Origin of the sequence: Pseudomonas sp. SWI7 (assembly GCF_006351945.1) — a bacterium.
GTDB classification, from domain to species: Bacteria; Pseudomonadota; Gammaproteobacteria; order Pseudomonadales; family Pseudomonadaceae; genus Aquipseudomonas; species Aquipseudomonas fulva.
Genome location: NZ_CP040930.1, coordinates 4844196 through 4866399, shown reverse-complemented (window position 1 = coordinate 4866399; position 22204 = coordinate 4844196). Strand labels below are relative to the sequence as shown.

19 protein-coding genes are annotated in these 22204 nt (G+C 63.4%); 5 read left to right on the top strand and 14 right to left on the bottom strand.

What is annotated here, in order from left to right:
* Positions 1 to 50: 50 nt before the first annotated feature.
* The gene (gene leuA / locus FH041_RS22305) at positions 51 to 1724 is read left to right on the top strand and encodes a 2-isopropylmalate synthase (protein WP_023533308.1); all 1674 of its coding nucleotides are present in this window, start codon (positions 51 to 53) and stop codon (positions 1722 to 1724) included.
* Between the two features lie 196 nt (positions 1725 to 1920).
* On the opposite strand, the gene FH041_RS22300 is transcribed toward leuA, so the two are convergent.
* Genes FH041_RS22300 through zwf form a run of 3 tightly spaced genes read right to left on the bottom strand, consistent with a single transcriptional unit; the run spans position 1921 to position 4800 of the window.
* Positions 1921 to 2601 (bottom strand): bifunctional 4-hydroxy-2-oxoglutarate aldolase/2-dehydro-3-deoxy-phosphogluconate aldolase, encoded by a 681-nt coding sequence (locus FH041_RS22300; protein WP_023533406.1) that lies wholly within the window; start codon positions 2599 to 2601, stop codon positions 1921 to 1923.
* 17 nt (positions 2602 to 2618) lie between these two features.
* Positions 2619 to 3344 (bottom strand): 6-phosphogluconolactonase, encoded by a 726-nt coding sequence (gene pgl, locus FH041_RS22295; RefSeq protein WP_371920342.1) that lies wholly within the window; start codon positions 3342 to 3344, stop codon positions 2619 to 2621.
* Complete coding sequence (zwf, locus tag FH041_RS22290) at positions 3331 to 4800, bottom strand: glucose-6-phosphate dehydrogenase (RefSeq protein ID WP_027913791.1); 1470 nt, start codon at positions 4798 to 4800, stop codon at positions 3331 to 3333. Before zwf ends, pgl begins: the two co-directional genes overlap by 14 nt.
* Before the next feature lie 211 nt (positions 4801 to 5011).
* On the opposite strand from zwf, the gene hexR reads away from it, so the two are divergent.
* Positions 5012 to 5875, top strand: coding sequence for a DNA-binding transcriptional regulator HexR (gene hexR / locus FH041_RS22285; protein ID WP_173645906.1), 864 nt, complete (start codon positions 5012 to 5014; stop codon positions 5873 to 5875).
* Here the strand turns inward: hexR and FH041_RS22280 are convergent.
* The 11 genes from FH041_RS22280 to edd form a co-directional block, all read right to left on the bottom strand.
* Positions 5868 to 6722 (bottom strand): D-hexose-6-phosphate mutarotase, encoded by an 855-nt coding sequence (locus FH041_RS22280; protein ID WP_023533397.1) that lies wholly within the window; start codon positions 6720 to 6722, stop codon positions 5868 to 5870. The two genes, hexR and FH041_RS22280, sit on opposite strands and share 8 nt — an antisense overlap.
* A 116-nt stretch (positions 6723 to 6838) precedes the next feature.
* Positions 6839 to 8131: a carbohydrate porin gene (locus tag FH041_RS22275; protein WP_225806717.1), complete on the bottom strand. Its 1293-nt coding sequence runs from the start codon at positions 8129 to 8131 to the stop codon at positions 6839 to 6841.
* Positions 8132 to 8231: 100 nt separating this feature from the next.
* A complete protein-coding gene (locus tag FH041_RS22270; RefSeq protein ID WP_028687071.1) occupies positions 8232 to 9386 on the bottom strand; it encodes an ABC transporter ATP-binding protein in 1155 nt (384 codons plus the stop codon).
* 3 nt (positions 9387 to 9389) lie between these two features.
* Positions 9390 to 10235, bottom strand: coding sequence for a carbohydrate ABC transporter permease (locus FH041_RS22265; protein ID WP_023533435.1), 846 nt, complete (start codon positions 10233 to 10235; stop codon positions 9390 to 9392).
* A complete protein-coding gene (locus FH041_RS22260; RefSeq protein ID WP_023533407.1) occupies positions 10228 to 11136 on the bottom strand; it encodes a carbohydrate ABC transporter permease in 909 nt (302 codons plus the stop codon). The genes FH041_RS22265 and FH041_RS22260 overlap by 8 nt, the downstream gene beginning before the upstream one ends.
* A 230-nt stretch (positions 11137 to 11366) precedes the next feature.
* Positions 11367 to 12653 (bottom strand): ABC transporter substrate-binding protein, encoded by a 1287-nt coding sequence (locus FH041_RS22255; protein WP_027913787.1) that lies wholly within the window; start codon positions 12651 to 12653, stop codon positions 11367 to 11369.
* A 103-nt stretch (positions 12654 to 12756) separates the two neighbouring features.
* Positions 12757 to 14007, bottom strand: a complete 1251-nt coding sequence (locus FH041_RS22250; protein WP_088523076.1) for an AGE family epimerase/isomerase — start codon at positions 14005 to 14007, stop codon at positions 12757 to 12759.
* A 141-nt stretch (positions 14008 to 14148) separates the two neighbouring features.
* Positions 14149 to 15603 carry an ATP-binding protein gene (locus FH041_RS22245; RefSeq protein WP_027913785.1) on the bottom strand — a complete coding sequence of 485 codons (1455 nt, stop codon included), beginning with the start codon at positions 15601 to 15603 and terminating at the stop codon, positions 14149 to 14151.
* Entirely contained in the window at positions 15584 to 16309 is a 726-nt protein-coding gene (gltR, locus tag FH041_RS22240; protein WP_027913784.1) for a two-component system response regulator GltR, read from the bottom strand. The genes FH041_RS22245 and gltR overlap by 20 nt, the downstream gene beginning before the upstream one ends.
* A 72-nt stretch (positions 16310 to 16381) precedes the next feature.
* A complete protein-coding gene (locus FH041_RS22235) occupies positions 16382 to 17344 on the bottom strand; it encodes a glucokinase (protein ID WP_027913783.1) in 963 nt (320 codons plus the stop codon).
* Positions 17341 to 19167 carry a phosphogluconate dehydratase gene (edd, locus tag FH041_RS22230; RefSeq protein ID WP_027913782.1) on the bottom strand — a complete coding sequence of 609 codons (1827 nt, stop codon included), beginning with the start codon at positions 19165 to 19167 and terminating at the stop codon, positions 17341 to 17343. The genes FH041_RS22235 and edd overlap by 4 nt, the downstream gene beginning before the upstream one ends.
* Positions 19168 to 19429: 262 nt before the next feature.
* On the opposite strand from edd, the gene gap reads away from it, so the two are divergent.
* The 3 genes from gap (at position 19430) to FH041_RS22215 (ending at position 22180) form a co-directional block, all read left to right on the top strand.
* On the top strand, positions 19430 to 20431 hold the full coding sequence (gene gap, locus FH041_RS22225) for a type I glyceraldehyde-3-phosphate dehydrogenase (RefSeq protein ID WP_027913781.1): 1002 nt from the start codon (positions 19430 to 19432) through the stop codon (positions 20429 to 20431).
* Between the two features lie 185 nt (positions 20432 to 20616).
* Positions 20617 to 21132, top strand: coding sequence for an RNA polymerase sigma factor (locus tag FH041_RS22220; protein WP_049695496.1), 516 nt, complete (start codon positions 20617 to 20619; stop codon positions 21130 to 21132).
* 79 nt (positions 21133 to 21211) lie between these two features.
* The gene (locus tag FH041_RS22215; RefSeq protein ID WP_027913779.1) at positions 21212 to 22180 is read left to right on the top strand and encodes a FecR domain-containing protein; all 969 of its coding nucleotides are present in this window, start codon (positions 21212 to 21214) and stop codon (positions 22178 to 22180) included.
* The last annotated feature ends 24 nt before the right edge of the window (positions 22181 to 22204 follow it).

Sequence of the window (22204 nt, the reverse complement as noted above, 5' to 3'; positions counted from 1 at the left end):
GTTACTGCTCGGCAGGCCCGATCTCGGCCGCACATAAAAGGATTGCTTCCATGACCATGCTCAAAGACCCTTCGAAGAAATACCGCGCCTTTCCCACCATCGACCTGCCCGACCGTACCTGGCCGTCCAAGACCATCACCGAGGCGCCCATCTGGTGCAGCTCGGACCTGCGGGACGGTAACCAGTCGCTGATCGAGCCGATGGATGCGGAGAAGAAGCTGCGGTTCTGGAAGACCTTGGTGCAAGTGGGCGTGAAGGAAATTGAAGCCTCCTTCCCTTCGGCCTCGCAAACCGACTTCGACTTCGTCCGCACCTTGATCGAAGACGGTCATATTCCAGAGGACACCACCATCCAGGTGCTGACCCAGGCGCGTGAAGACCTGATTGCCCGTACCTTCGAGTCCCTGCGCGGCGCCAAGAAGGCCATCGTTCACCTGTACAACGCCACCTGCCCGGCTTTCCGCCGCATCGTCTTCAACCAGGACAAGCAGGGCGTGAAGGACATCGCGGTAAACGCGGCCAAGCTGTTCGTCAAATACGCCGCACAGCAGCCGGACACGCACTGGACATTCCAGTACTCGCCCGAAACCTTCAGCGCTACCGAGATGGAATTTGCCAAGGAAGTGTGCGATGCGGTCATCGAGGTGTGGAACCCTACACCCGAGCACAAGATCATCCTCAACCTGCCGGCTACCGTCGAAGTCGCCACGCCCAACGTGTACGCCGACCAGATCGAATGGTTCTGCCGCCACATCAACCGCCGTGACAGCGTGATCATCAGCCTGCACTGCCACAACGACCGGGGAACCGGCATCGCCGCGACCGAGCTGGGCCTGATGGCCGGCGCCGACCGTGCCGAGGGCTGCCTGTTCGGCAATGGTGAGCGTACCGGCAACGTCGACCTGGTGACGCTGGCCTTGAACCTGTACACCCAGGGCATCGATCCGGGCCTGGATTTCTCCGATATCGACGGTGTGCGCAAGGTCGTCGAAGAATGCAACCAGCTGCCGGTACACCCGCGCCACCCGTACGTAGGCGACCTGGTGCACACAGCCTTCTCCGGCTCGCACCAGGATGCCATTCGCAAGGGCCTGGCCAAGCAGCAGGAAGGCGAGTTGTGGGAAGTTCCGTACCTGCCGATCGACCCGGCCGATATCGGTCGTAGCTACGAGGCCGTGATTCGCGTCAACAGCCAGTCCGGCAAAGGCGGCATCACCTACCTGCTCGAGCAGGAATACGGCATCAGCCTGCCGCGCCGCATGCAAATCGAGTTCAGCCAGGTTGTGCAGGGCGAAACCGACCGCCTGGGCCTGGAAATGACGGCGCAGCAGATCTACAGCTTGCTGCACAAGGAATACTTGCAAGCCAATGCGCCATACGCGCTGGTCAGCCATCGCCTGCAGGAAGAAAACGGCCACAGTGCCGTGGAAGTGGAAGTCGCTGGCGAAGGCGAGACCACGCTGCACTGGCGCGGCAAGGGCAATGGCGCTCTGGAAGCCCTGGTTGCCGGCCTGCCGGTTGCCGTCGAAATCATGGACTACAACGAACATGCCATCGGCGCCGGCACCAACGCCAAGGCAGCGGCCTACATCGAGCTGCGTGTAGCCGGCGGGCGTCCTGTGCACGGTGTGGGTATCGATGAAAACATCACCACAGCCAGCTTCAAGGCCCTGTTCAGCGCGCTGAACCGCTCGCTGAGCCAGCAAGAGGCCAAGGCGGCCTGAGTGCTGTCAGGGAGAAAGCGGCCTCTTTAGCCGATGTTGTTGACTCGGGATTGTTGGGGCCGCTTTGCGGCCCCAACGTTCTAAAGGCACACTTACCTCTACCGTCTACGCGCTCACCACCCGCAAGCGGCAAACGGCAGGCAAAAAAATGGGCGCCGACCAAGCGCCCAAAAAGCCGTAAAGCACACAACGAAATTCAGTGACCGTCCACCAGCGCCATGGCCTCGGCACTGCAGGCCTCGATGCGAGCCCAGTCGCCATTCTTGATCCAGCTGCTGTCGAGCATCCAGGTGCCGCCTACACACATCACATTGGCCAAGGCCATGTAATTGCGCACGTTGGCCGGGTTGACGCCGCCGGTGGGGCAGAAACGGATATCGCCAAACGGGCCTGCAAAGGCTTTGATCGCCGCCACGCCACCGCTGATTTCGGCGGGGAACAGCTTGAAACGGCGGTAGCCCAGCGCGTAGCCCATCATGATTTCGGACGGGGTGCTGATACCCGGCAGCAATGGGATTTCGCTCTCCACACCTGCTTGGAGCACATCCTGGGTAATGCCGGGCGTGACGACGAACTGGGCGCCAGCGGCCTCGACGGCTGCAAACATGGCGCGATCGAGCACCGTCCCGGCGCCTACACACAGTTCGGGGCGCTGCTCACGCAGCACTTCGATGGCCTTCAGGCCATGCTGTGAACGCAGGGTCACTTCCAGCGTGCGGATACCGCCGGCTGCCAGGGCATCGGCCAGTGGCAGGATGTCCTGTTCGCGGGCGATGGTGATCACCGGCAGGATGCGCGCCGCTTCGCAGATGGCGTCGACCCGCGCGGCCTTGTCGGCCATCGAGAGCTTGGGCTGTGGACGTTCGAGGGTGATCATTGCTGTGGATCCTTGGCTCATGGGCACCAGTAGATGTCCAGGGGTGCGTGAAGAAAAGCGCGAATGGGCATTTCGGCGAGGTCGCCATCCGCCAGCGCGGCGCGCAGGGTAGCGAGTTTGCCTGGCCCTTGCACGGACAATGCGGTGAACCCTGCCGTGGCCAGCAGCGATCGGGTCATGGAAAGACGCTGATGGGGAACGGTTGGCGCCATTAGCGGTAGGCAACGGCGGGGATTGTTTGGATCAAGGCCCTCGGCCAAGTTGGGACTGGCTGGGAACAGCGAGGCCGTATGGCCATCGTCACCCATACCCAGTACCAGCACGTCGATGGGCGGCAGATCGGCCAGGGCGCGATCGGCCTGCTCTGCAGCTTCTTCCAGCGAAGGCGCTTGCTGGTACAAGCCAATGAAGCGCGCTTGGGCGGCCTGCCCTGTGAGCAGGTGCCGGGCCAACAGGCCGGCATTGCTGTCGGCGTGCTCCACCGGCACCCAGCGCTCATCGGCAAGGCTAACCGTCACCTTGCTCCAGTCCATGTCCTGCTTGGCCAGTTGCTCGAGAAAAGGCACCGGGCTGCGTCCACCAGACAGCACGACGCAGGCCTGGCCTTTAGCGTCGATGGCCGCCCGCAGGCGCTCACTCACATCCTTGGCCAATGTGTCAGCCAGGGTGCTTGCGTCGGGCAGTTGATGCACCTCGGTGCTCGTCGGAAACTGCAAGTCGGACAATGTTTCAGATGTCGCCATACCAGGCCCTCCCATCGCGGGTGATCAAAGCAATCGAGCTCATTGGCCCCCAGCTGCCCGCAGCATAGGGCTTGGGGGCGTCGCCTGTGTTGCGCCAGCCGGCAATCAGCTGGTCACACCACTTCCAGGCGTACTCGATTTCGTCCTTGCGCACGAACAGGTTCTGGTTGCCCCGCATCACTTCAAGCAGCAAGCGTTCATAGGCGTCCGGAATCCGCGCGCTACGCCAGGCGTCGGAAAAATTCAGTTGCAGCGGGCCACTGCGCAGTTGCATACCCTTGTCCAGCCCTTGCTCCTTGGTCATCACGCGCAGGGAGATACCTTCGTCCGGCTGCAGGCGAATGATCAACTTGTTGCCCACCTGCAAACGCTGTTCCGGGGCAAAGATGTAGTGCGGCGTTTCCTTGAAGTGGATGACGATCTGCGACAGCTTTTGCGGCATGCGCTTGCCGGTGCGCAGGTAGAACGGCACGCCCGACCAGCGCCAGTTGCGAATGTCGGCGCGCAGAGCGACGAAGGTCTCGGTGTCGCTCTGGCTGTTGGCGTTGTCTTCTTCAAGGTAACCCGGCACCGGCTTGCCATCGCTGTAGCCGGCAATGTACTGCCCGCGCACCACCCGCGTGCTCAACCCGTCTCCGGTGATTGGCGCCAGCGCCTTGAGCACCTTGACCTTCTCGTCGCGAATGGCGTCGGCCGACAGCTCGCTCGGCGGGTCCATGGCAATCAGGCACAGCAACTGCAACAGGTGGTTCTGGATCATGTCGCGCAACTGCCCGGCCTTGTCGAAGTAGCCCCAGCGACCCTCGATACCCACCTTCTCCGCCACCGTGATTTCCACGTGGGAGATGGAGTTCTGGTTCCATTGGGTTTCGAACAGGCTGTTGGCGAAGCGCAAGGCGATCAGGTTCTGTACCGTCTCCTTGCCCAGGTAGTGGTCGATGCGATAGACGCGGCTTTCGGGAAAGAACCGCGCCACGGCATCATTGACCCGGCGTGAGGACTCAAGGTCGTGACCGATCGGCTTCTCCAGTACCACACGGGTGCGCTCGCTCAGGCCCGCCTTGTCCAGGTTTTCGCTGATGGCACCATACACAACGGCGGCCGTGGCGAAGTAGGCGATCAGGGGATGCCCGTCAGGCACTTGCGCGGCCAGGGCCTGATAGCCTTCTGGCTGCAGAAAATCCAGGTGCTGGTAATCGAGCCTTGCCAGGAAGCGCTCGAGCGCCGGAGCCTCGATGTCGGCCTCGGGCACATGTTTGCGCAAGTGGGCTTCGATGCTGTTCAGGTGATCCTGGGCGCTGCCAGCCTCACGCGCCAGCGCCAGCAGGCGCGTCTGGGCGTGCAATAGCCCGGCGCGGTCGAGCTGGTAGAGCGCAGGGAAGAGCTTGCGCAGGGCCAGGTCGCCCAGGGCGCCAAACAGGGCAAATGTGCAAGGTTCGACACTGATTGCAGCCATGATGTTGGTTCTTTCCTAAAGTTGATTTAGAAATACCGTTTTCAGTTAGGGTTTTCAAGGAAAAATGTAGTAAAAACCATAACATTATTCGGATGTATGACAGACGAGTGGTGCGCAATCGGCGCCGCCAGTACGATAGACGACCCTGCAAACAGGCCTGCTGCTCCCTCAGCTGGCTGTCTTCCCGACCCAAGGACACCCCATGGACCGCGTGAGAAACCTCCTGGAACAGATCCAGGGACGCCTCGACGAGCTGAACAAGGCCGAACGCAAAGTCGCCGAAGTCATCCTGCTCAACCCGCAACAAGCCACACGCTTCAGCATCGCGGCGCTGGCACAGGCGGCCAAGGTCAGCGAACCGACCGTCAACCGCTTCTGCCGCTCATTCGGTGTCAGCGGTTACCCGGAGCTGAAACTGCAACTGGCGCAAAGCCTGGCCAGCGGCGCTGCCTACGTCAGCCGTGCGGTGGAGGCCGATGACGATCCGGCGGCCTATACCCAGAAAATTTTCGCCAGCGCCATCGCCTCGCTCGACAGTGCCTGCCAGCAGCTGGATCCCCAGCAGGTCAGCCGCGCAGTCGACATGATGATCCAGGCTCGGCAGATTCACTTCTTCGGCCTGGGCGCCTCCGCGCCGGTGGCGCTGGATGCCCAGCACAAGTTCTTCCGCTTCAACCTGGCAGTGTCGGCGCATGCCGACGTACTGATGCAACGCATGCTGGCCTCGGTGACCCATACTGGCGACCTGTTCGTGATCATTTCCTACACTGGGCGTACTCGCGAGCTGGTGGAAGTAGCCCGTCTGGCCAGGGAAAACGGCGCCTCGGTGCTGGGCCTGACAGCGGCCGGGTCGCCGCTGGCCAACGCCTGCAGCCTTAGCCTTCACATCCCCCTGCCCGAAGACACCGACATCTATATGCCGATGACCTCGCGCATCATCCAGTTGACCGTACTCGATGTGCTGGCCACCGGCATGACCTTGCGCCGGGGCGTGGATTTCCAGCCACACCTGCGCAAAATCAAGGAAAGCCTCAACGCCAGTCGCTACCCCATCGAGGACGACGAACTCAGCTGAGCCGGTGCGCCTGCAGACTCAAGTGCGCGCGCTGCCCCGGTGCCAGGCTCAGGCCGTCGTCGCTGCCGCTGGCCGCCTCCACACACACGAAACGCTGGCACTCGCGCCCGGTAACCCCCAATAGCGGCCGGCTGCCGGGGTGCCATACGACCGTGTCGTCGCTGTCGCCGGTGTCGATGCACAGCTGGCGCTGCCAGGCCGGGTCATGCAGTTGCACGCGCGGAATGCCCGGATAGACCCGCTGGCAGCCGCCCTTGGGCTTGAGCGCCCCGTCCTGGCGGCATGCCTGACGGTTGAGGTGGTCGTACCCCTCGATGTCCTCGAGCCCGGACAGCGCTACCTCCGACACGTCACTGATACGCCAGTAGGCCAGCAAGGCATGACTCAACTGGCACGGCTCGCTGTCCTGATGCTCGGTGCTCAGGCTCAACTCCATGCGGCTGCCCAGCCGCGCCTCCAGGTCGACCTGCCAGTCGCACAGTTCCAGGCGCCACTTGAGGACCACGCCCTGCTCATCCTCATGACTGTCCATCAGCTTCCAGTCCAGCAGGCGGGCCCAACCGTGGGCAGGCCACAGGTCTTCACTGGGATGGCGCCCGTACCAGGGCCAGCAGACCGGCACCCCGCCGCGAATGGCGCCCACCTGTGGCCACTGTTCTGCGCACCACAGCCAGGGCCGTTCACCTGTGGGCTGGAAATGCAGCAACTGTGCCCCCTGGCGACTGAAAGCCGCCTGGCACAGGGGGTGATCGATGATCAGCACATCGCGCTGCTGGTAGCGCTCCCATTCGAACGTCGGCCGGGGCCGCCGCGCGGCGAAGAAGCGATGGAGCGGATGCTCAGGCATGGTGCAGGGCTCTTGTTGTTTGAGGTAGCGCTGTCTTGGCCTGTCCACGGCAACCACTGCAGGTCAGTGGTTGCCGGGCGCCAAACGGGATTGGCGTAAATTTACAACAAATGCACTTAGAAAGACGACTGAATCTTCAGGCCTGCCACCAGCGCATTGTCCACTTCATCTACGCCGCCGGGGCTCTTGATGTACTGAAGGTTCGGCCGCACGGTCAGCCAGTTGGTGACGTGGAAGCCGTAGTACAGCTCGGCGTTGTACTCGGTACGTTGCAGCGGGACGAAGCCTGGGTTGTCGTAGTCGTTGATGCCGCTCATGTCGTTGAGCTGGCGCGCACGCTTGCGCACATCGTCATTGACGTGGATGCGGGCGATACCGAAACCGATATCATCCTTGGGCCGGGCATCGAAGGCGCCTTTGTAGACCATGCCCACCTGCTGGTAGTTGTCGACCACGTTGGTGGCCTTGTCGTGCACCGTGAAGTTGGCGAACAGGCTCAGCCCGCGGTTGACGTCGCCCGCCTGGGCCGTCACCTGCTGTTGCGCCACCACCCACCAGCCGTGCTTGCTAGAGTGCGACTTGAAGCCCGAACCACTGAGCCCTTGGGCGTTACCGTTGACGTCCTTGTACACATCTTCGGCATCGGCGGTGCTGTAGTAATAGCCCAGGCGGTATTCGCCGGGCAGGCCGTTGAGCTTCGGCGTCCAGACCATTTCCACCGGCAGGATCGCGCCCTTGGTGCCGCTGCCGCTCAGCTTGAAGCCATTGCCGGTTTCCAGGTTGGACGGGTTCTGCTCGTAGGCACCGACTTGTACATAGAACTCGGGGGTGACGTTGTACTTGACGCGCGTCGCCCATTGGCTGACGGGCCAGTTGTACCAGATACCGCCCACCCAGTTACCCACTTGCGAGCCGCAGAACGCCAGGTTCTGGAAGTCGCAAGGGAAGCTGTTGAAGTCCTCCCCCGGCCCAAAGCGGCCGAATTTCACGTCCAGCGCGCCGTCGAAGTACTTCTGTTTGAACCACATCTGGGTCAAGCGCCAGGTCTGGCCGCGTCCCCACACTTCCTGCACCGAGCTGAACTGCCCGGCGCGTGGGTCGCTGATGCGGTCGTTGGACAGGTTGCGACCGCTTCGCTCGGTGATGGCCAGTTTGAATTCGGCATCGTGCCAGCCGAAGATCTTCTGCAGGTCCAAGTGCGCACCCAAGGCGAACTGGTCGCTGTAGCGGGCGGTCTTGTCGTTGTTGTAGCCACCGTGGAGGTTGCTGGCCACTTCGCCAACGTAATCGACGGTGAAGTCGTAGCCTTTTTCCAGCAGCTCGGTGCGGGTGCCGCCCCAATCACCGGTCATCCATTTCGACTCGCTGGAGAAAGCTTCGGCAGCCTGCAGGCCAGTACTGACGGCCATCGCCAGCGGCGCAAGCAACGCCAGTGAGCCCCAGGTGGTAATACGATTGCGCTGTTCCATTGCGTTGCGTCCTCTTTTTCTTATTGATGGTGTAGACGATTCAACGGCCACCGAGGGCAGCCATGTTGTCCTTGACGGTATTGGCGATACGGGTTGCCTGTAGGCGCTCGCCGCTCTGGGCGTCGAACAGCAGCACCCGCGCCGGGTCGAACTGCAGGGCCAGGGTGTCGCCTACCTGGCAGGCCACGTCGGGGGCCAGTCGGCAGCACACCTTGGTCTGGTTGAGTGTCACGAACACCAGCATGTCCGGGCCGGTGGGCTCGGTGACCTGTACCTGGGCGCGAATGCTTGGCCCGCCGTTGCCACCCTCGGCGCCCAGGGCAATCTGCTCGGGACGAATGCCCAAGACGATTTCGCGCCCTTCCAGGCCCAGGTCGGCGCCGGGCAGGGGCAGCTCGCAGCGTGCCTGGCCACTGTCGAGTACCGCATGCAGCTGACCGCCTTGTGCAACCAGCCGCGCCGGCACGAAGTTCATGGGCGGCGAGCCAATGAAGCTTGCGACGAACTGGTTGGCCGGGTCGTTGTAGATCTGCTGAGGCGTACCGAACTGCTGGATGATGCCGTCCTTCATGACAGCTACCTTGTCACCCAGGGTCATGGCCTCGATCTGATCATGGGTGACGTAGACGGTGGTGGTTTTCAGGCGCTGGTGCATCAGTTTCATTTCAGTGCGCATCTCGACCCGTAACTTGGCATCGAGGTTGGACAACGGTTCATCGAACAGGTAGATCTTCGGCCGGCGCGCCAGCGCCCTGCCCATGGCCACGCGCTGCTGCTGACCGCCAGACAGTTGCGCCGGCTTGCGCGCCAGCAGGTGCTCGATCTGCAGCAGCTTGGCCACCCGCGCCACCTCCTCGTCGATGGCGGCTTGGGGCATCTTGCGGATCTTCAGGCCAAATTCGATGTTCTCGCGCACGGTCATGGTCGGGTACAGCGCATAGGACTGGAACACCATGGCGATGTCACGGTCCTTGGGGCTCATGCCGCTGACGTCCTGCTGGTCGATCAGGATGGCGCCACCGGTGATCTGCTCAAGCCCGGCGATGCAGTTCATCAAGGTCGACTTGCCGCAGCCCGAAGGGCCGACCAGGATCAGGAACTCACCGTCCTTGATCGACAGCTGGATGTCCTTGAGGGTATCCGGCAGCCCGGCACCGTAGGTTTTGTTCACGTTGCGAAGTTCGAGCGTTGCCATGACTTACCCCTTAACCGCGCCGGCCGTGAGCCCGCGCACGAAATATTTGCCTGCCACCACGTACACCAGCAGGGTCGGCAGGCCGGCGATCATCGCGGCGGCCATGTCGACGTTGTACTCCTTGGCCCCGGTGCTGGTATTGACCAGGTTGTTCAAGGCCACCGTGATGGGTTGCGAGTCGCCACTGGAGAACACCACGCCGAACAGGAAGTCGTTCCAGATCTGGGTGAACTGCCAGATCAGGCAGACCATGATGATCGGCGTTGACATGGGCAGGATGATGCGCCTGAAGATGGTGAAGAACCCTGCCCCGTCCAGCCGTGCGGCCTTGACCAGGGCATCGGGAATGCTGACGTAGAAGTTGCGAAAGAACAGTGTGGTGAAGGCCAGGCCATAGACCACATGTACCAGCACCAGGCCGGTGGTGGTACTGGCCAACCCGAGCTTGCCCAGGGTGAACGAGGCCGGCAGCAGCACCGTCTGGAACGGCAGGAAGCAGCCGAACAACAGCAGGCCGAAGAACAGCTGCGAGCCACGGAAGCGCCACATCGACAGCACATAGCCATTGAGCGCACCAATGGTGGTGGAAATCAGCACCGCGGGCACGGTGATCAAAATCGAGTTCCAGAAATAGCCGCTGACCGTGCCCCAGGCCTTGACCCAGCCAATGGCCGTGATCGCTGTCGGCCAGCTGAGCAGGTTGCCGGTACTGATGTCCTCGGGGGTTTTGAAACTGGTCAGCAGCATCACCACCAGTGGCACCAGGTACAGCACCACGGCGATCAGCAGCACGGCATGGATGGCGAGCCGGCTGGGGCTGAGCGCGGGTTTGTCGACAGGGCTATGCATGGCGTTTGCTCCGCAACTCTGAATACAGGTAAGGCACCAGGATGGCCAGGATCGCCCCCAGCATGAGGATGGCACTGGCCGAGCCCATGCCCATCTGCCCGCGGCTGAAGGTGAAGGCATACATGAACATCGCCGGCAGGTCAGACGAATAGCCGGGCCCGCCTGCCGTCATCGCAGCAACCAGGTCGAAGCTCTTGATGGCGATGTGCGAGAGGATCATCACCGAGCTGAAGAACACCGGGCGCAAGCTGGGCAGCACCACGCGCCAATAGATGCGCGGCAGGCTGGCACCGTCGATCTGGGCGGCGCGGATGATCGAGGGATCGACGCCCCGCAGGCCGGCGAGGAACATCGCCATGATGAAACCCGAGGCCTGCCACACGGCCGCGATCACCAGGCAGTACACCACCCGGTCCGGGTCCAGCAGCCAGTCCAGGCGAAAGCCCTCCCAGCCCCAGTCGCGCAGCAGCTTGTCCAGCCCCATGCCAGGGTTGAGCAACCACTTCCAGGCCGTGCCGGTAACGATCATCGACAGGGCCATGGGATACAGGTAAATGGTGCGGATGAACCCCTCGCGGCGAATGCGCTGGTCCAGCAGCACCGCCAGGAGCACGCCAATCGCCAGGCTGATGGTAATGAACAGCCCGCCGAACACCAGCAGGTTCTTGCTCGCCACCCACCAGCGGTCGTTGTCGAACAAACGCACGTACTGCGCCAGCCCTGCCCACTTGTAGGTAGGCAGGAACGTGGACGTGGTGAAGGACAGCACAAAGGTCCAGAGGATGTAGCCGTAGAAGCCCACCAGCACGATGAACATGCTCGGCGCCAGCACCAGCTTGGGCAGCCAGCGCTGTAGCGCATCCATGGGAGAAGCCCGCAGGCGGGCGGTGGTAGTGGTCATGGTTCACCTCGAAGGCGCTGCTGCGCAGGGCGCGCGGCAGCGACTGTCTTGCTCAGGTTTGAAGGTCGCCTTGGGCGCTACGTAGCACCGGGGTGCGAGGCCGGTGGCCGCGCGAGACTGACGCAGCCACAGGTCGATGGGCCACGCAGCCTGCTTGTCACGCCGGGCCACGATGGCGCAGCGGCCCGTCAGGCATCCCCGACACCGGGCCGCATTGGCCAGCCCGTGGGCTACTTGGCCGCTCGGATGGCGGCTGCCAGCTTCTTGGCCGCGTCTGCCGGGTCGGCCTTGGGGTCGTTGATGTAGTTGGTCACCACATCGAAGAAGGCGCCCTGCACGGCCAGCGTCGTGGCCATGTTGTGCGCCATGCTCGGCTGCAGGCCGCCGGTCTTGGCGTCGGCGAGGAAGTCCTTGGCCGAGGTCTGGGCGCACGCATCGAACCCATACTTGCCCATGTCGGCAAGCATGTCGTTGCGCACCGGGATCGAGCCTTTGTTGGTGCTGAACACCTTCTGGAACTCCTCACCCAGCACCTTGCGGGCGATGTCCTGCTGGCCGGCAGCTGTGCCCTCATCGTTCTGCTTGAACACCACCAGCGAATCGATGTTGTACAGGAAGGCCTTCTCGGTGCCGGGGAACGGCACGCACTGGTAGTCCTTGCCGGCGGTTTTCTTGGCCAAGGTCCACTCGCTCTTGGCCCAGTCGCCCATGATCTGCATACCAGCCTTGCCGTTGATGACCTTGGCAGCTTCCAGGTTCCAGTCCTGGCCTTTGCCATCGGGGTCCATGTACGTGGCGACCCGCTTGAGCTCGGTCAGGGCCTTGATCATGTCGGGCCCGGTCAGGGCATCGTTGTCCAGGTCGACCATGGCTTTCTTGTAGCCGTCGACACCCATCACCGACAGCACGACGCTTTCGAAGACGGTGCTGTCCTGCCACGGCTGGCCACCGTGGGCGAGCGGGATGATGCCTGCCGCCTTGAGCTTGTCGGCAGCGGCATAGAACTCATCGAGGGTGGCGGGCGCCTTGTCGATCCCGGCCTTCTTGAAGGCTTCAGGGTTGATCCACAGCCAGTTGGTGCGATGGATGTTGACCGGAACGGCTACATAGTCGCCGTCGTATTTCACGGTGTCGGCGACTTTCTTGTCCAGCAGTGCATCCCACTTTTCCTGCTTGGCCACATCCTTGAGCACGTCGCTGTCGAGCAGGCCGGTTGCAGCCCAATCCTGGATGTCGGGGCCCTTGATCTGCGCGACGCCTGGCGGATTGCCAGCCACCGCTCGGCTTTTGAGCACGGTCATGGCAGTAGCGCCGCCGCCGCCGGCCACGGCGCCGTCCTTCCAGGTGAAACCGTCTTTCTCGACCTGGGCCTTGAGCACATCGACGGCCGCTTTTTCACCACCCGATGTCCACCAGTGCACCACTTCGACGGTGCCCTTGGCATCGGCAGCGTGCGCAGTCAGGGGGAACAGGGATGCCAGGGAGATCGCGGCAGCGAGACGAAGGTAGGAAGTCATTTCTACACCTTATTGTTGTTATGCCGTGCAAGTCGTGCGCTTGCGTTGCATGGAGTCTAAACAGCGTGCGCGCACCGCCAGGTAACGAAGCGATGCGCGAATGTCATCGTTTGGTTACATTCAGGGCCAACCCGCTCGCCAGGCTTCGTGCCAGCGGCAGGCCGGGTAGCAACAGGGCCTGGTAGGCATGGTACAGGTCGGGCTTACCGGGCCATATCGTGCCGGCAGGACGGTTGTCGGCATCGAGTTCGTGGTGCCAACTGCCGCCTTCAAGATCGATGAAATGCTCGGTGATGAAGTCCCAGCAGCGCCGATACCACTGCTCGAAGCGCGCCTGCCCCGTGCGCTGCAACAGGGCTGCTGCGCATGCGCAGGCTTCGGCGTGAACCCAATGCAGCCGGGCGCGTACCCGTGGCTGATCATCCCAGCCGAGGGTGTAGACGAAGCCAGGCTGGCCATCGACGCTCCACGCCTGTGCGCAGGCGGCGTCGAACAGGGCGCGGGCACTGTCGACCAGCCATGGCGGGGGCTGGAGCCCGCAGCGCGCCAGGCTGGCCTCCAGATGAAGCAGAAGCCGCGCCCACTCGAAGGCATGCCCCGGCGTCGTGCCGTAGGGTCGAAAGTGATCGGCCGGGTGTGCTTGGTTGTAATCCTTGAGCGGCCGCCAGAAGACGTCGAAGTGTTCCACCACTCGGTAGCCGTTGGCAGCCGCGTGGGCATGGATGATGCGCTCGGCAATGCGCAAGGCGCGGTGCAACCACACTGGGTTGCCGGTGACATCGGCCAGGGCCAGGAACGCCTCGGTCGCGTGCATGTTGCTGTTGGCGCCGCGGTAGGGCTCGGGCATCTGCCAGGCGCGGGCGTAGGCTTCGCGAAGCGCACCTTCCTCCTCGCTCCAGAAATGCCGCTCGATGATGTCGATGGCGTCGCTCAGTAAGGCCTCAGCATCATCGACGCCCGCCACCACGGCGGAGCTGGCGGCCAGGGCGACGAACGCATGCAGGTACGCATCCTTGCCACTGTCCTGACGGCCGCCCGCCTGGGCAAACCAGCCGCCGTAGCGCGCATCCTTCAGGGGGCCGCGCAGGGCACTCACACCGTGGGCAGCCAGCCCTAGATGGCCCGGCAGGCCTTGAAGGTGAGCCAGGGCGAAACAGTGGGTCATGCGGGCAGTGGTCAGGGTCTGGGCGCTTGCATCAAGGGCAAGCCTGCCTGCCGCATCCAGGTCACCAAACCCTTCTGCGAGCCGTGCAGCCCTGGCGAAGGCCAGCAACCGCTGCCCCTCGGCCAGCCGCCATGCGGTGTGCCCCGGAGCTTGGAGCCAGGACACCTGTGAAGAAAGATCATTGTTCATCGCCAGCGAGGTCCTTGCCAGTCGTGTGCCGATTCTAGCCAGCCAGGCCACGTGGGGTGTCACGAACGCGGGCATGATTGTCACGTGCCCGTGACATTTGGCCCTCTGCGCGCAGGTGCACGTTCAACGCGTACAGGTGGGTCAGTCCACGCCCCGTGGCAGGTACAAGGTCACCCGCAAGCCGCCTTCGCGCAGATTGAGCAGGCTGACCTCGCCACCGTGGCTGTGGGCGATGTTGCGGGCAATGCCCAACCCCAGCCCATAGCCTTGCTGATGACCGGCCAGCCGCACATGGGGTTCGAACACCTGCTCCATCTGCTGTTGCGGCACCCCAGGCCCCTGATCATCGACCTGCAGGACGAAGCCTGCCGCACCGTCGATGATACGCAGCCGCGCCCGCTCGCCGTACTTGATGGCGTTGTCGATCAGGTTGCCGATGCAGCGCCGCAATGCCAGTGGCTTGCCCGGATACGGCGCCAGGGCATGCCCTTCGAGTATGATCCTACCGTCTCGCAGGTACGGCTCGGCCAGCAGTTCGAGGATATGATTGAGGTCCACCGGCTCGATGTTCTCGTGAATGTCGGTGTCCTTCACGCATTGCAGCGCGCCCTTTACCAGCAATTCCAGTTCGTCCAGGTCCTGGCTGAACTTGGCTTGCAGGTGCTCGTCTTCAAGCAGTTCGACACGCAGGCGAAGCCGGGTGATGGGCGTACGCAGGTCGTGGGAGATGGCGCTGAACAATTGGCTACGCTCGGTGAGGTAACGGCTGATCCGCTCGCGCATGCTGTTGAAGGCCCGGCCCACCTCCACCACCTCGCTGCCGCCGCCTTCGGCCACAGGCGCAACATCGGCGCCCAGTGACAGCTCCCGCGCTGCACGGGCCAGGCGCTTGAGCGGCCAGCTCTGCCATTGCACCAGCAGCCCGATGAACAGCAACAACAATGCCGTAGTCAGGACGATGAAGCCGATCTGCTGGCGCGGCAGACGCTCGGCTTCCAGGCTGGTATAGGGCTCGGGCAACAACGAGGCGATGTACAGCCATTCGCCTTCGGCCAGACGAATCTGGGTGACCAGTACCGGCGGATTGAGCGGTTCGAGGGTGAGCGAATAATGGGCCCATGACCTTGGCAGCTCGTCGAGCTTGAGCCCGCTGTTGAAGATGCGCAGTTCATCGGGGTCGACGAATTCGACGGAAATGTCCATCTGCGGCCCTAGACGCTCGTGCAGCACTTGCTGGAACACCTCCATCACTGCCTGCTTGCGCGGCGTGACAGGCAGCATCTGCATGTCCAGCGGCTTGGCGTTCAGCGAAACGAAAAACCGCGTGCCTCCCATGCTGCGCAACTGGTCGAGCACCATTGGCCGGTAAGCAACGGGCAGCGAGCGAAAGTAACTGACGCTGGCGCTCATCGAGTGGGCCAGGCTGCTGGCACTGGCACGCAGCCCTTGCAACTGGCTGGCGCGCAGCTGGGCCACCCAGATGATGCTCGACAGCCCTTGGGCCAGCAGAACCACCAGCAAGGTCAGCAGCAGCATGCGCCCCAGCAGCGAACGTGGCAGCAGGCGCCACCGCCGCTCAGGGTGCAGTGCAGACATGGGTCGCCAGCAGGTAGCCGCTGCCACGCACGGTGCGGATCAGCCGGGGTGGCTTCTCGGTGTCGCGCAAGCGCTGGCGCAGACGGCTGACGGCCATGTCCACGATGCGGTCCAGTGGCATCGGCTCTCGCCCTCGCGTGGCGTTGCCGATGGTGTCGCGGTCGAGGATCTGCTGGGGGTGGTCCAGAAACAGCTTGAGCAGCGCAAAGTCCGCGCCCGAGAGAATCACCTCCTCTCCGTCGCGGTGGAACAGGCGATGGCTGACCGTGTCGAGCCGCCAATCGTCGAATGCCAGCACCGCCCCACCCGGCGCTGCTTGCCCGAACTCGGCGCGGCGCAGCAAGGCTTTGATGCGGGCCTGCAGTTCACGCGGGCTGAACGGCTTGCCCAGGTAATCATCGGCGCCAAGCTCGAGCCCGATGACCCGATCGGTCTCGTCCGAGCTTGCCGTCAACATGATGATGGGCACCCGCGCATGACGCGGGTGCTGGCGTACCCATCGGCACAGGCTGAAACCGTCCTCGTCCGGCAGCATGACGTCCAGGATAACCAGGTCACAAGCGGTGGTGTCCAGGGCATGACGAAACCCGGCGCCATCGGCCTGGGCATTGACCTGAAAGCCCGAGCGGCTGAGGTAGGTTTGCAACAGTTCGCGAATTTCCTGATCGTCGTCGACCATCAGGATGGATTTGCCGGCAGTGCTCAAGGGGGATGTCCTTTTGTGGTGGCGGGTCTTGTTGCCCGCTGACCTGTGTCGCCTTGCAGGGAGCCCAGGCGCCTAGCCCTGATCCAGCGCTTGCTGCAAGGCCACGCCAGCGCCCAGCAGCCCGGAAAACTCGGCAGTCACCAGCCATACGGGCACGCCTTGGAAGTAACCGCTCATGCAGCCTTTGTCGCCGAAACTGTCGGCGAAACCGCTGCGCAGGAACAGCTCGGCAAAGCGTGGGATCACGCCGCCGACGATATATACCCCACCACGCGCGCCCAGGGTAAGCACGTTGTTGCCCGCCACGCGTCCCAGGAACCGGCAGAATTGCTCGATCACCGCCCGCGCCCGCGGCTCGCCACCCAGGGCCGCATCGGTGATCTGCGCCGGCGAAGTGTGTCGCGGATTTTCACCATCCAGGGCGCAGATGGCCTGGTACAGGCGCACCAGCCCGCCGCCGCTGAGCACCGTCTCGGCACTGACATGGCCGATCTGGCCATGGATGTACTGATGGATCGCCGCCTCTCGGGCATTGCCCACCGGCAGGTCGACGTGCCCGCCTTCGCCTGGCAAGGCATGCCAGTGCTTGCCCCCCAGGCGCAACAGCGAGCCGACACCCAGGCCTGTACCGGGTCCGATGACCAGCGCCGGGCGCAGCGGATCGGCCTGACCTGGGCAGACTTCTCGACACTCACCCTCGCGCAGGCGGGTCATGCCAAGGGCCATGGCGGTGAAATCGTTGATCAGCAACAGGTGCCCGATCTGTAAGCGTTGGCAAAAGGCGGTCCGGCTCAGGCGCCAATGGTTGTTGGTGAAGCGAAACTCATCGCCATCGACCGGGCCGGCCACCGCCAGGCAAGCAGCGGCTACGCCACCCCGCGGTATGGCCAGGGCTTCAAAATACGCTTCGATGGCCTGTTCCGGGCTTGTGTAGTCCTCGGTGGCGAATACCTTCACCTCGTGCAGCTGGTTGTCACGCCATAACGCAAAACGGGCATTGGTGCCGCCGATGTCGCCAACCAGCAGGTCATTCATTTCAGGTTCTCCAGGGCAGAGGTAAAGGCGCTGGCGCCCTGCTCTGCCGGGCTGAACGCCATGCGCATGAAGCCGAACAGCTCGCGCCCGCAGCCCAGGTCATTGCCCTGGGGCGCGGTCGCCAGGTCACGCAGGGCCAGCTCGTCGGCCGATACCATTACCCGCAATGTACCTTCAGCGCCATCGACCCGCACGATATCACCATCGCGCAGCCGTGCCAGCGGGCCGCCGTCATAAGCTTCGGGGCACACGTGAATGGCGGCGGGGATCTTGCCCGATGCACCGGACATGCGCCCATCGGTCACCAGGGCTACCTTGTACCCGCGATCCTGCAGCACGCCAAGGAACGGGGTGAGTTTGTGCAGCTCCGGCATGCCGTTGCAGCGCGGGCCCTGGAAGCGCACCACTGCGACGAAGTCCCGCTCCAGCTCGCCTGCCTTGAAGGCGTCGGCCAATGACTGCTGATCGTGAAAGATGCGCGCCGGCGCCTCGACCACGCGGTGCTCTGGAGCCACGGCGGAGACTTTCATCACGCCACGCCCCAGGTTGCCTTCCATCACCCGCAACCCGCCTTCGGCGGAGAACGGCCGCGCCACGGGCCGCAGGATGCTTTCGTCCAGGCTCTGCTGTGGCCCTTCGCGCCAGACCAGCTTGCCGTCCTCCAGGAACGGCTCCTGGGTGTAGCGACGCAGGCCAGGGCCGGCGACGGTGTTGACGTCCTCGTGCAGCAAACCGGCATCGAGCAGCTCGCGGATCAGGAACGCCATGCCGCCGGCGGCCTGGAAGTGGTTGATGTCGGCCTTGCCGTTGGGGTAGACGTGGGACAGGGTCGGTACCACTTCGGACAGGTCGGCCATGTCCTGCCAGGTCAGCTGGATACCGGCGGCCTGGGCTATGGCCGGAATGTGCAGGGTATGGTTGGTGGAACCGCCTGTGGCATGCAGGGCCACGATCGAGTTGACCAGCGCCTTCTCGTCGACGATTTCGCCCAGGGGCATGAAGGTGCCGCTGGCCTTGGTCATGCGCGTGACCTGTTGCGCCGCCTCGGCGGTCAGCGCGTCGCGCAGCGGCGTGTAGGGGTTGACGAAAGAAGCACCCGGTAGGTGCAGCCCCATCACTTCCATCACCAGCTGGTTGGTGTTGGCCGTGCCGTAGAAGGTGCAGGTGCCAGGGCCGTGGTAGGACTGCATTTCCGATTCCAGCAGTTCCTCTCGGCTGGCCTTGCCTTCGGCATAACGCTGGCGCACATCGGCTTTCTGCTTGTTGGAAATACCCGAGACCATCGGCCCGCCCGGTACGAACACCGTGGGCAAGTGACCAAAGCGCAAGGCCCCCATCATCAGGCCCGGCACGATCTTGTCGCAGATGCCCAGCATCAGGGCCGCGTCGAACATGTTGTGGGACAACGCCACGGCAGTGGACATGGCGATCACTTCACGGCTGGCGATGGCCAGTTCCATGCCCGGCTCGCCCTGGGTGACGCCATCGCACATGGCCGGCACACCGCCGGCGAACTGGCCTACCGAGCCGACTTCGCGCAGGGCCTGCTTGATCTGTTCGGGAAAATGCAGGTAGGGCTGGTGGGCCGACAACATGTCGTTGTAGGCCGAGACGATGGCCACGTTGGCGGCATTCATCAGGCGCAGGGTCTGTTTGTCCTCGCTGCCACAACCGGCCACGCCATGGGCGAAGTTGGCGCATTGCAGGCTGGCACGCATCGGGCCCTCGCTGGCGGCCCCGCGGATCAGCTGCAGGTAGCGTTCGCGGGTGGCGCGGCTACGCTCGACCAGCCGTTGGGTGACCTCAAGGATGCGCGGGTGCATGTACTGGACTCCAGGCTAATTGTAAGGGCGGTTTACCAAGTGATCGTGCCCGGCCGATTGCCGCCTAGGCTCAAAGGACAGGCGCGCACTGCTTCGGTAGGCTCACGATCGAACCGCTCGTTGTAGGTTTAAACAAAATACTGCCACTAAAAAGGCTTGTTTTCTATCTGCAACTGAATAATCTTGTAATTCCAACAACAAAACCGTTTCAGTGAAGCACCTTTGTGCCACAGGTTTGACTCGGACTGCCAGAGGTATCGCCATGACCCTTCGCATCGCCATCAACGGATTCGGCCGCATCGGGCGCAATGTCCTGCGCGCACTCTATACCCAGGGCTACCGCCAGGACATGCAGGTCGTCGCCATCAACGACCTGGGCGACAGCACCATGAACGCCCACTTGCTCAAGTACGACAGCGTGCACGGCACCTTCGAGGCCAGCGTCGAAGCCGACCACGAAAGCCTGACCGTCAACGGCGACCGCATCGCGGTGAGCGCCATTCGCAACCCGGCCGAACTGCCCTGGAAAGCCCTGGCGATCGATGTGGTCTTCGAATGCACGGGGCTGTTCACCGAGCGCGACAAGGCCGCTGCGCACATCGCTGCCGGCGCGGGCAAGGTGATCGTCTCGGCGCCGGCCAAGGGCGCTGATGCCACCGTGGTGTATGGCGTCAACCACGATGTGCTGCGCGCCTCGCATCAGGTCATTTCCAACGCCTCCTGCACCACCAACTGCCTGGCGCCCATCGCCCAGGTGCTGCACCGCGAGTTCGGTATCGAGCAAGGCCTGATGACCACCATCCATGCCTACACCAACGACCAGGTGCTGACCGACGTGTACCACAGCGACCCCTACCGCGCCCGTTCGGCCACCCAGTCGATGATCCCCAGCAAGACTGGCGCCGCCGAGGCCGTGGGCCTGGTACTGCCGGAGCTGGCCGGCAAGCTGACCGGCATGGCCGTGCGGGTACCGGTGATCAACGTGTCGCTGGTGGACCTCACCGTCAACCTCAAGCGCGAAGCCACGGCCGAACAGGTCAACCAGCTGTTCCTCGAGGCCAGCAAGCATTCGCGAGTATTGGGCTATAACGCCCTGCCCCTGGTCTCGTGCGACTTCAACCACAACCCGCTGTCGTCGATCTTCGATGCCAACCACACACGGGCCAATGGGCGCATGCTCAAGGTGCTGGCCTGGTACGACAACGAGTGGGGCTTCTCCAACCGCATGCTGGACAACTGCCTGGCGCTCTGCCGCGCTCAGTAACGGCTGTGCCAGCACGCCCTGACAACTGGTAACAGGTGCTGGGGCATCGAGCTCGTATCGCCGTAGCCGCTCTGCGGCACCGGCGATACTCGCGGCGCCGTTACGATTTGCCTACATTTCGCAGCTTGACCTCAAGCACGGATGATAAGCATTATCATTGGCCGCTTGTCAGGTCAGGTCGCTCCGTGAGTCAGTCCCGGTTCAATTCCGTATTCCTCAGCCAGAGGCCCATCTTGCTCCGCACGCTCCAGCGCATGGTAGGCAACCGTTGCACGGCCGAAGACCTGCTTCAGGAAACCTACTTGCGCGTCTCACGCGCACTGGGCGAGCGTTCGGTCCAGCACATCGAACCCTTCGTCTTTCAGACCGCCCGCAACCTTGCGCTCGACCACTTGCGTGCCCGCCGGGTACAGGCCCGAACCCTGGTCGACGACGTGGCTGACGAGGTAGTGAACAATGTCGCCGTGCCCGCCAGCAGCAACGAGGATGCTGCACATGCCCAGCAACTGCTGCGCCACCTGAGCGAAAGCCTGAAGCAACTGACGCCACGCCAGCAAAGGATCTTCACGCTAAGCCGGCTGCACGGCGCCACCTCTCTCGAAATCGCCCAGCAGCTGGGGGTTTCTGCGAGCACGGTGCAAAAGGAGCTGAAGTTGATCATGGGTATCTGCCTGGGTGTCGCCCAGCGCCTGGACGCCTGACGGGCCGCCGCGATGAGGCCCGCTTGCCACATCGCGCCAGCGCCCTGATCATCTGCGCACGCCCGCTCAAGGACTCACCGTGACCGACAGCCCCGAACATCGCCCGTCACCAACCAGGCCCAATGCGCGTCGTCGTGCCACGGACGAGGCTTTGGCGTGGCTGGTCCGTCTTGAAACCGCCGAGCCCGCCGACCACCTCGCATTCGAAACCTGGCTGCAAGCCGCTCCCGAAAATGCCGAAGCGTTCGTGCAAGCCGAGGCATTGTGGAACGGCGCAGCGCTCAAGCAGGCCGCTGCACAGCTGCAGGGCTACCCATCGCGCCCTCGCGCAGGTCGCCTGCGTCGCCAGTGGAAACCGCTGGCCACCGCTGCCGCGCTGCTGGTAGGCCTGTTCACGTTCGGCAACGTGCCAGTGCGCCTGCAGGCTGATCACCTGACGGTCGCGGGGGAACGCCACCGGGTGAACCTTCAGGACGATGCCCGGGTGCTGCTCAATACCCAGTCAGCGTTTGCCAGCGAGCGCAATGACGGGCGGCAGGTCGCCCGCCTGCTGCAAGGCGAGGCATACTTCCAGGTGCCCAAGGGCGCGCCGGCACCGCTCGAAGTGCAAGCCGGCCCTCTGCGCGCCCAGGCACGCGACACCGATTTTGCCGTGCGCCTGCTCGATGGCCAGGCTTGGGTCAAGGTGCAACGCGGCGACGTCGACGTCGACGTGCAAGGGGGCCGCGTCCAACGCATCCGTTTGCAGGCCGGTCAGAGCATTCGCGTCGGGCCCGACGGGCTCGGTGCACGCAGGCAACTGGACATGCGCAAGGACCTGGCCTGGGTCGATGGGCGCCTGGTCTTCGAAAATTGCCCCTTGAGCCAGGTGCTGGCCGAGCTGCGCCGCTATTACCCCGGCTGGATCATCAATCGCAATGAACGGCTGGAGAACATCGCCGTCACCGGCAACTACCGCCTTGACCAGCCGCTTGAGGCGCTACGTGCATTGGCCCATATCACCTCGGCACAACTGCATGAGTATCCAGCGCTGGTCATCCTGAACTGATGCGCCTGCCTTAACCGCTACCAG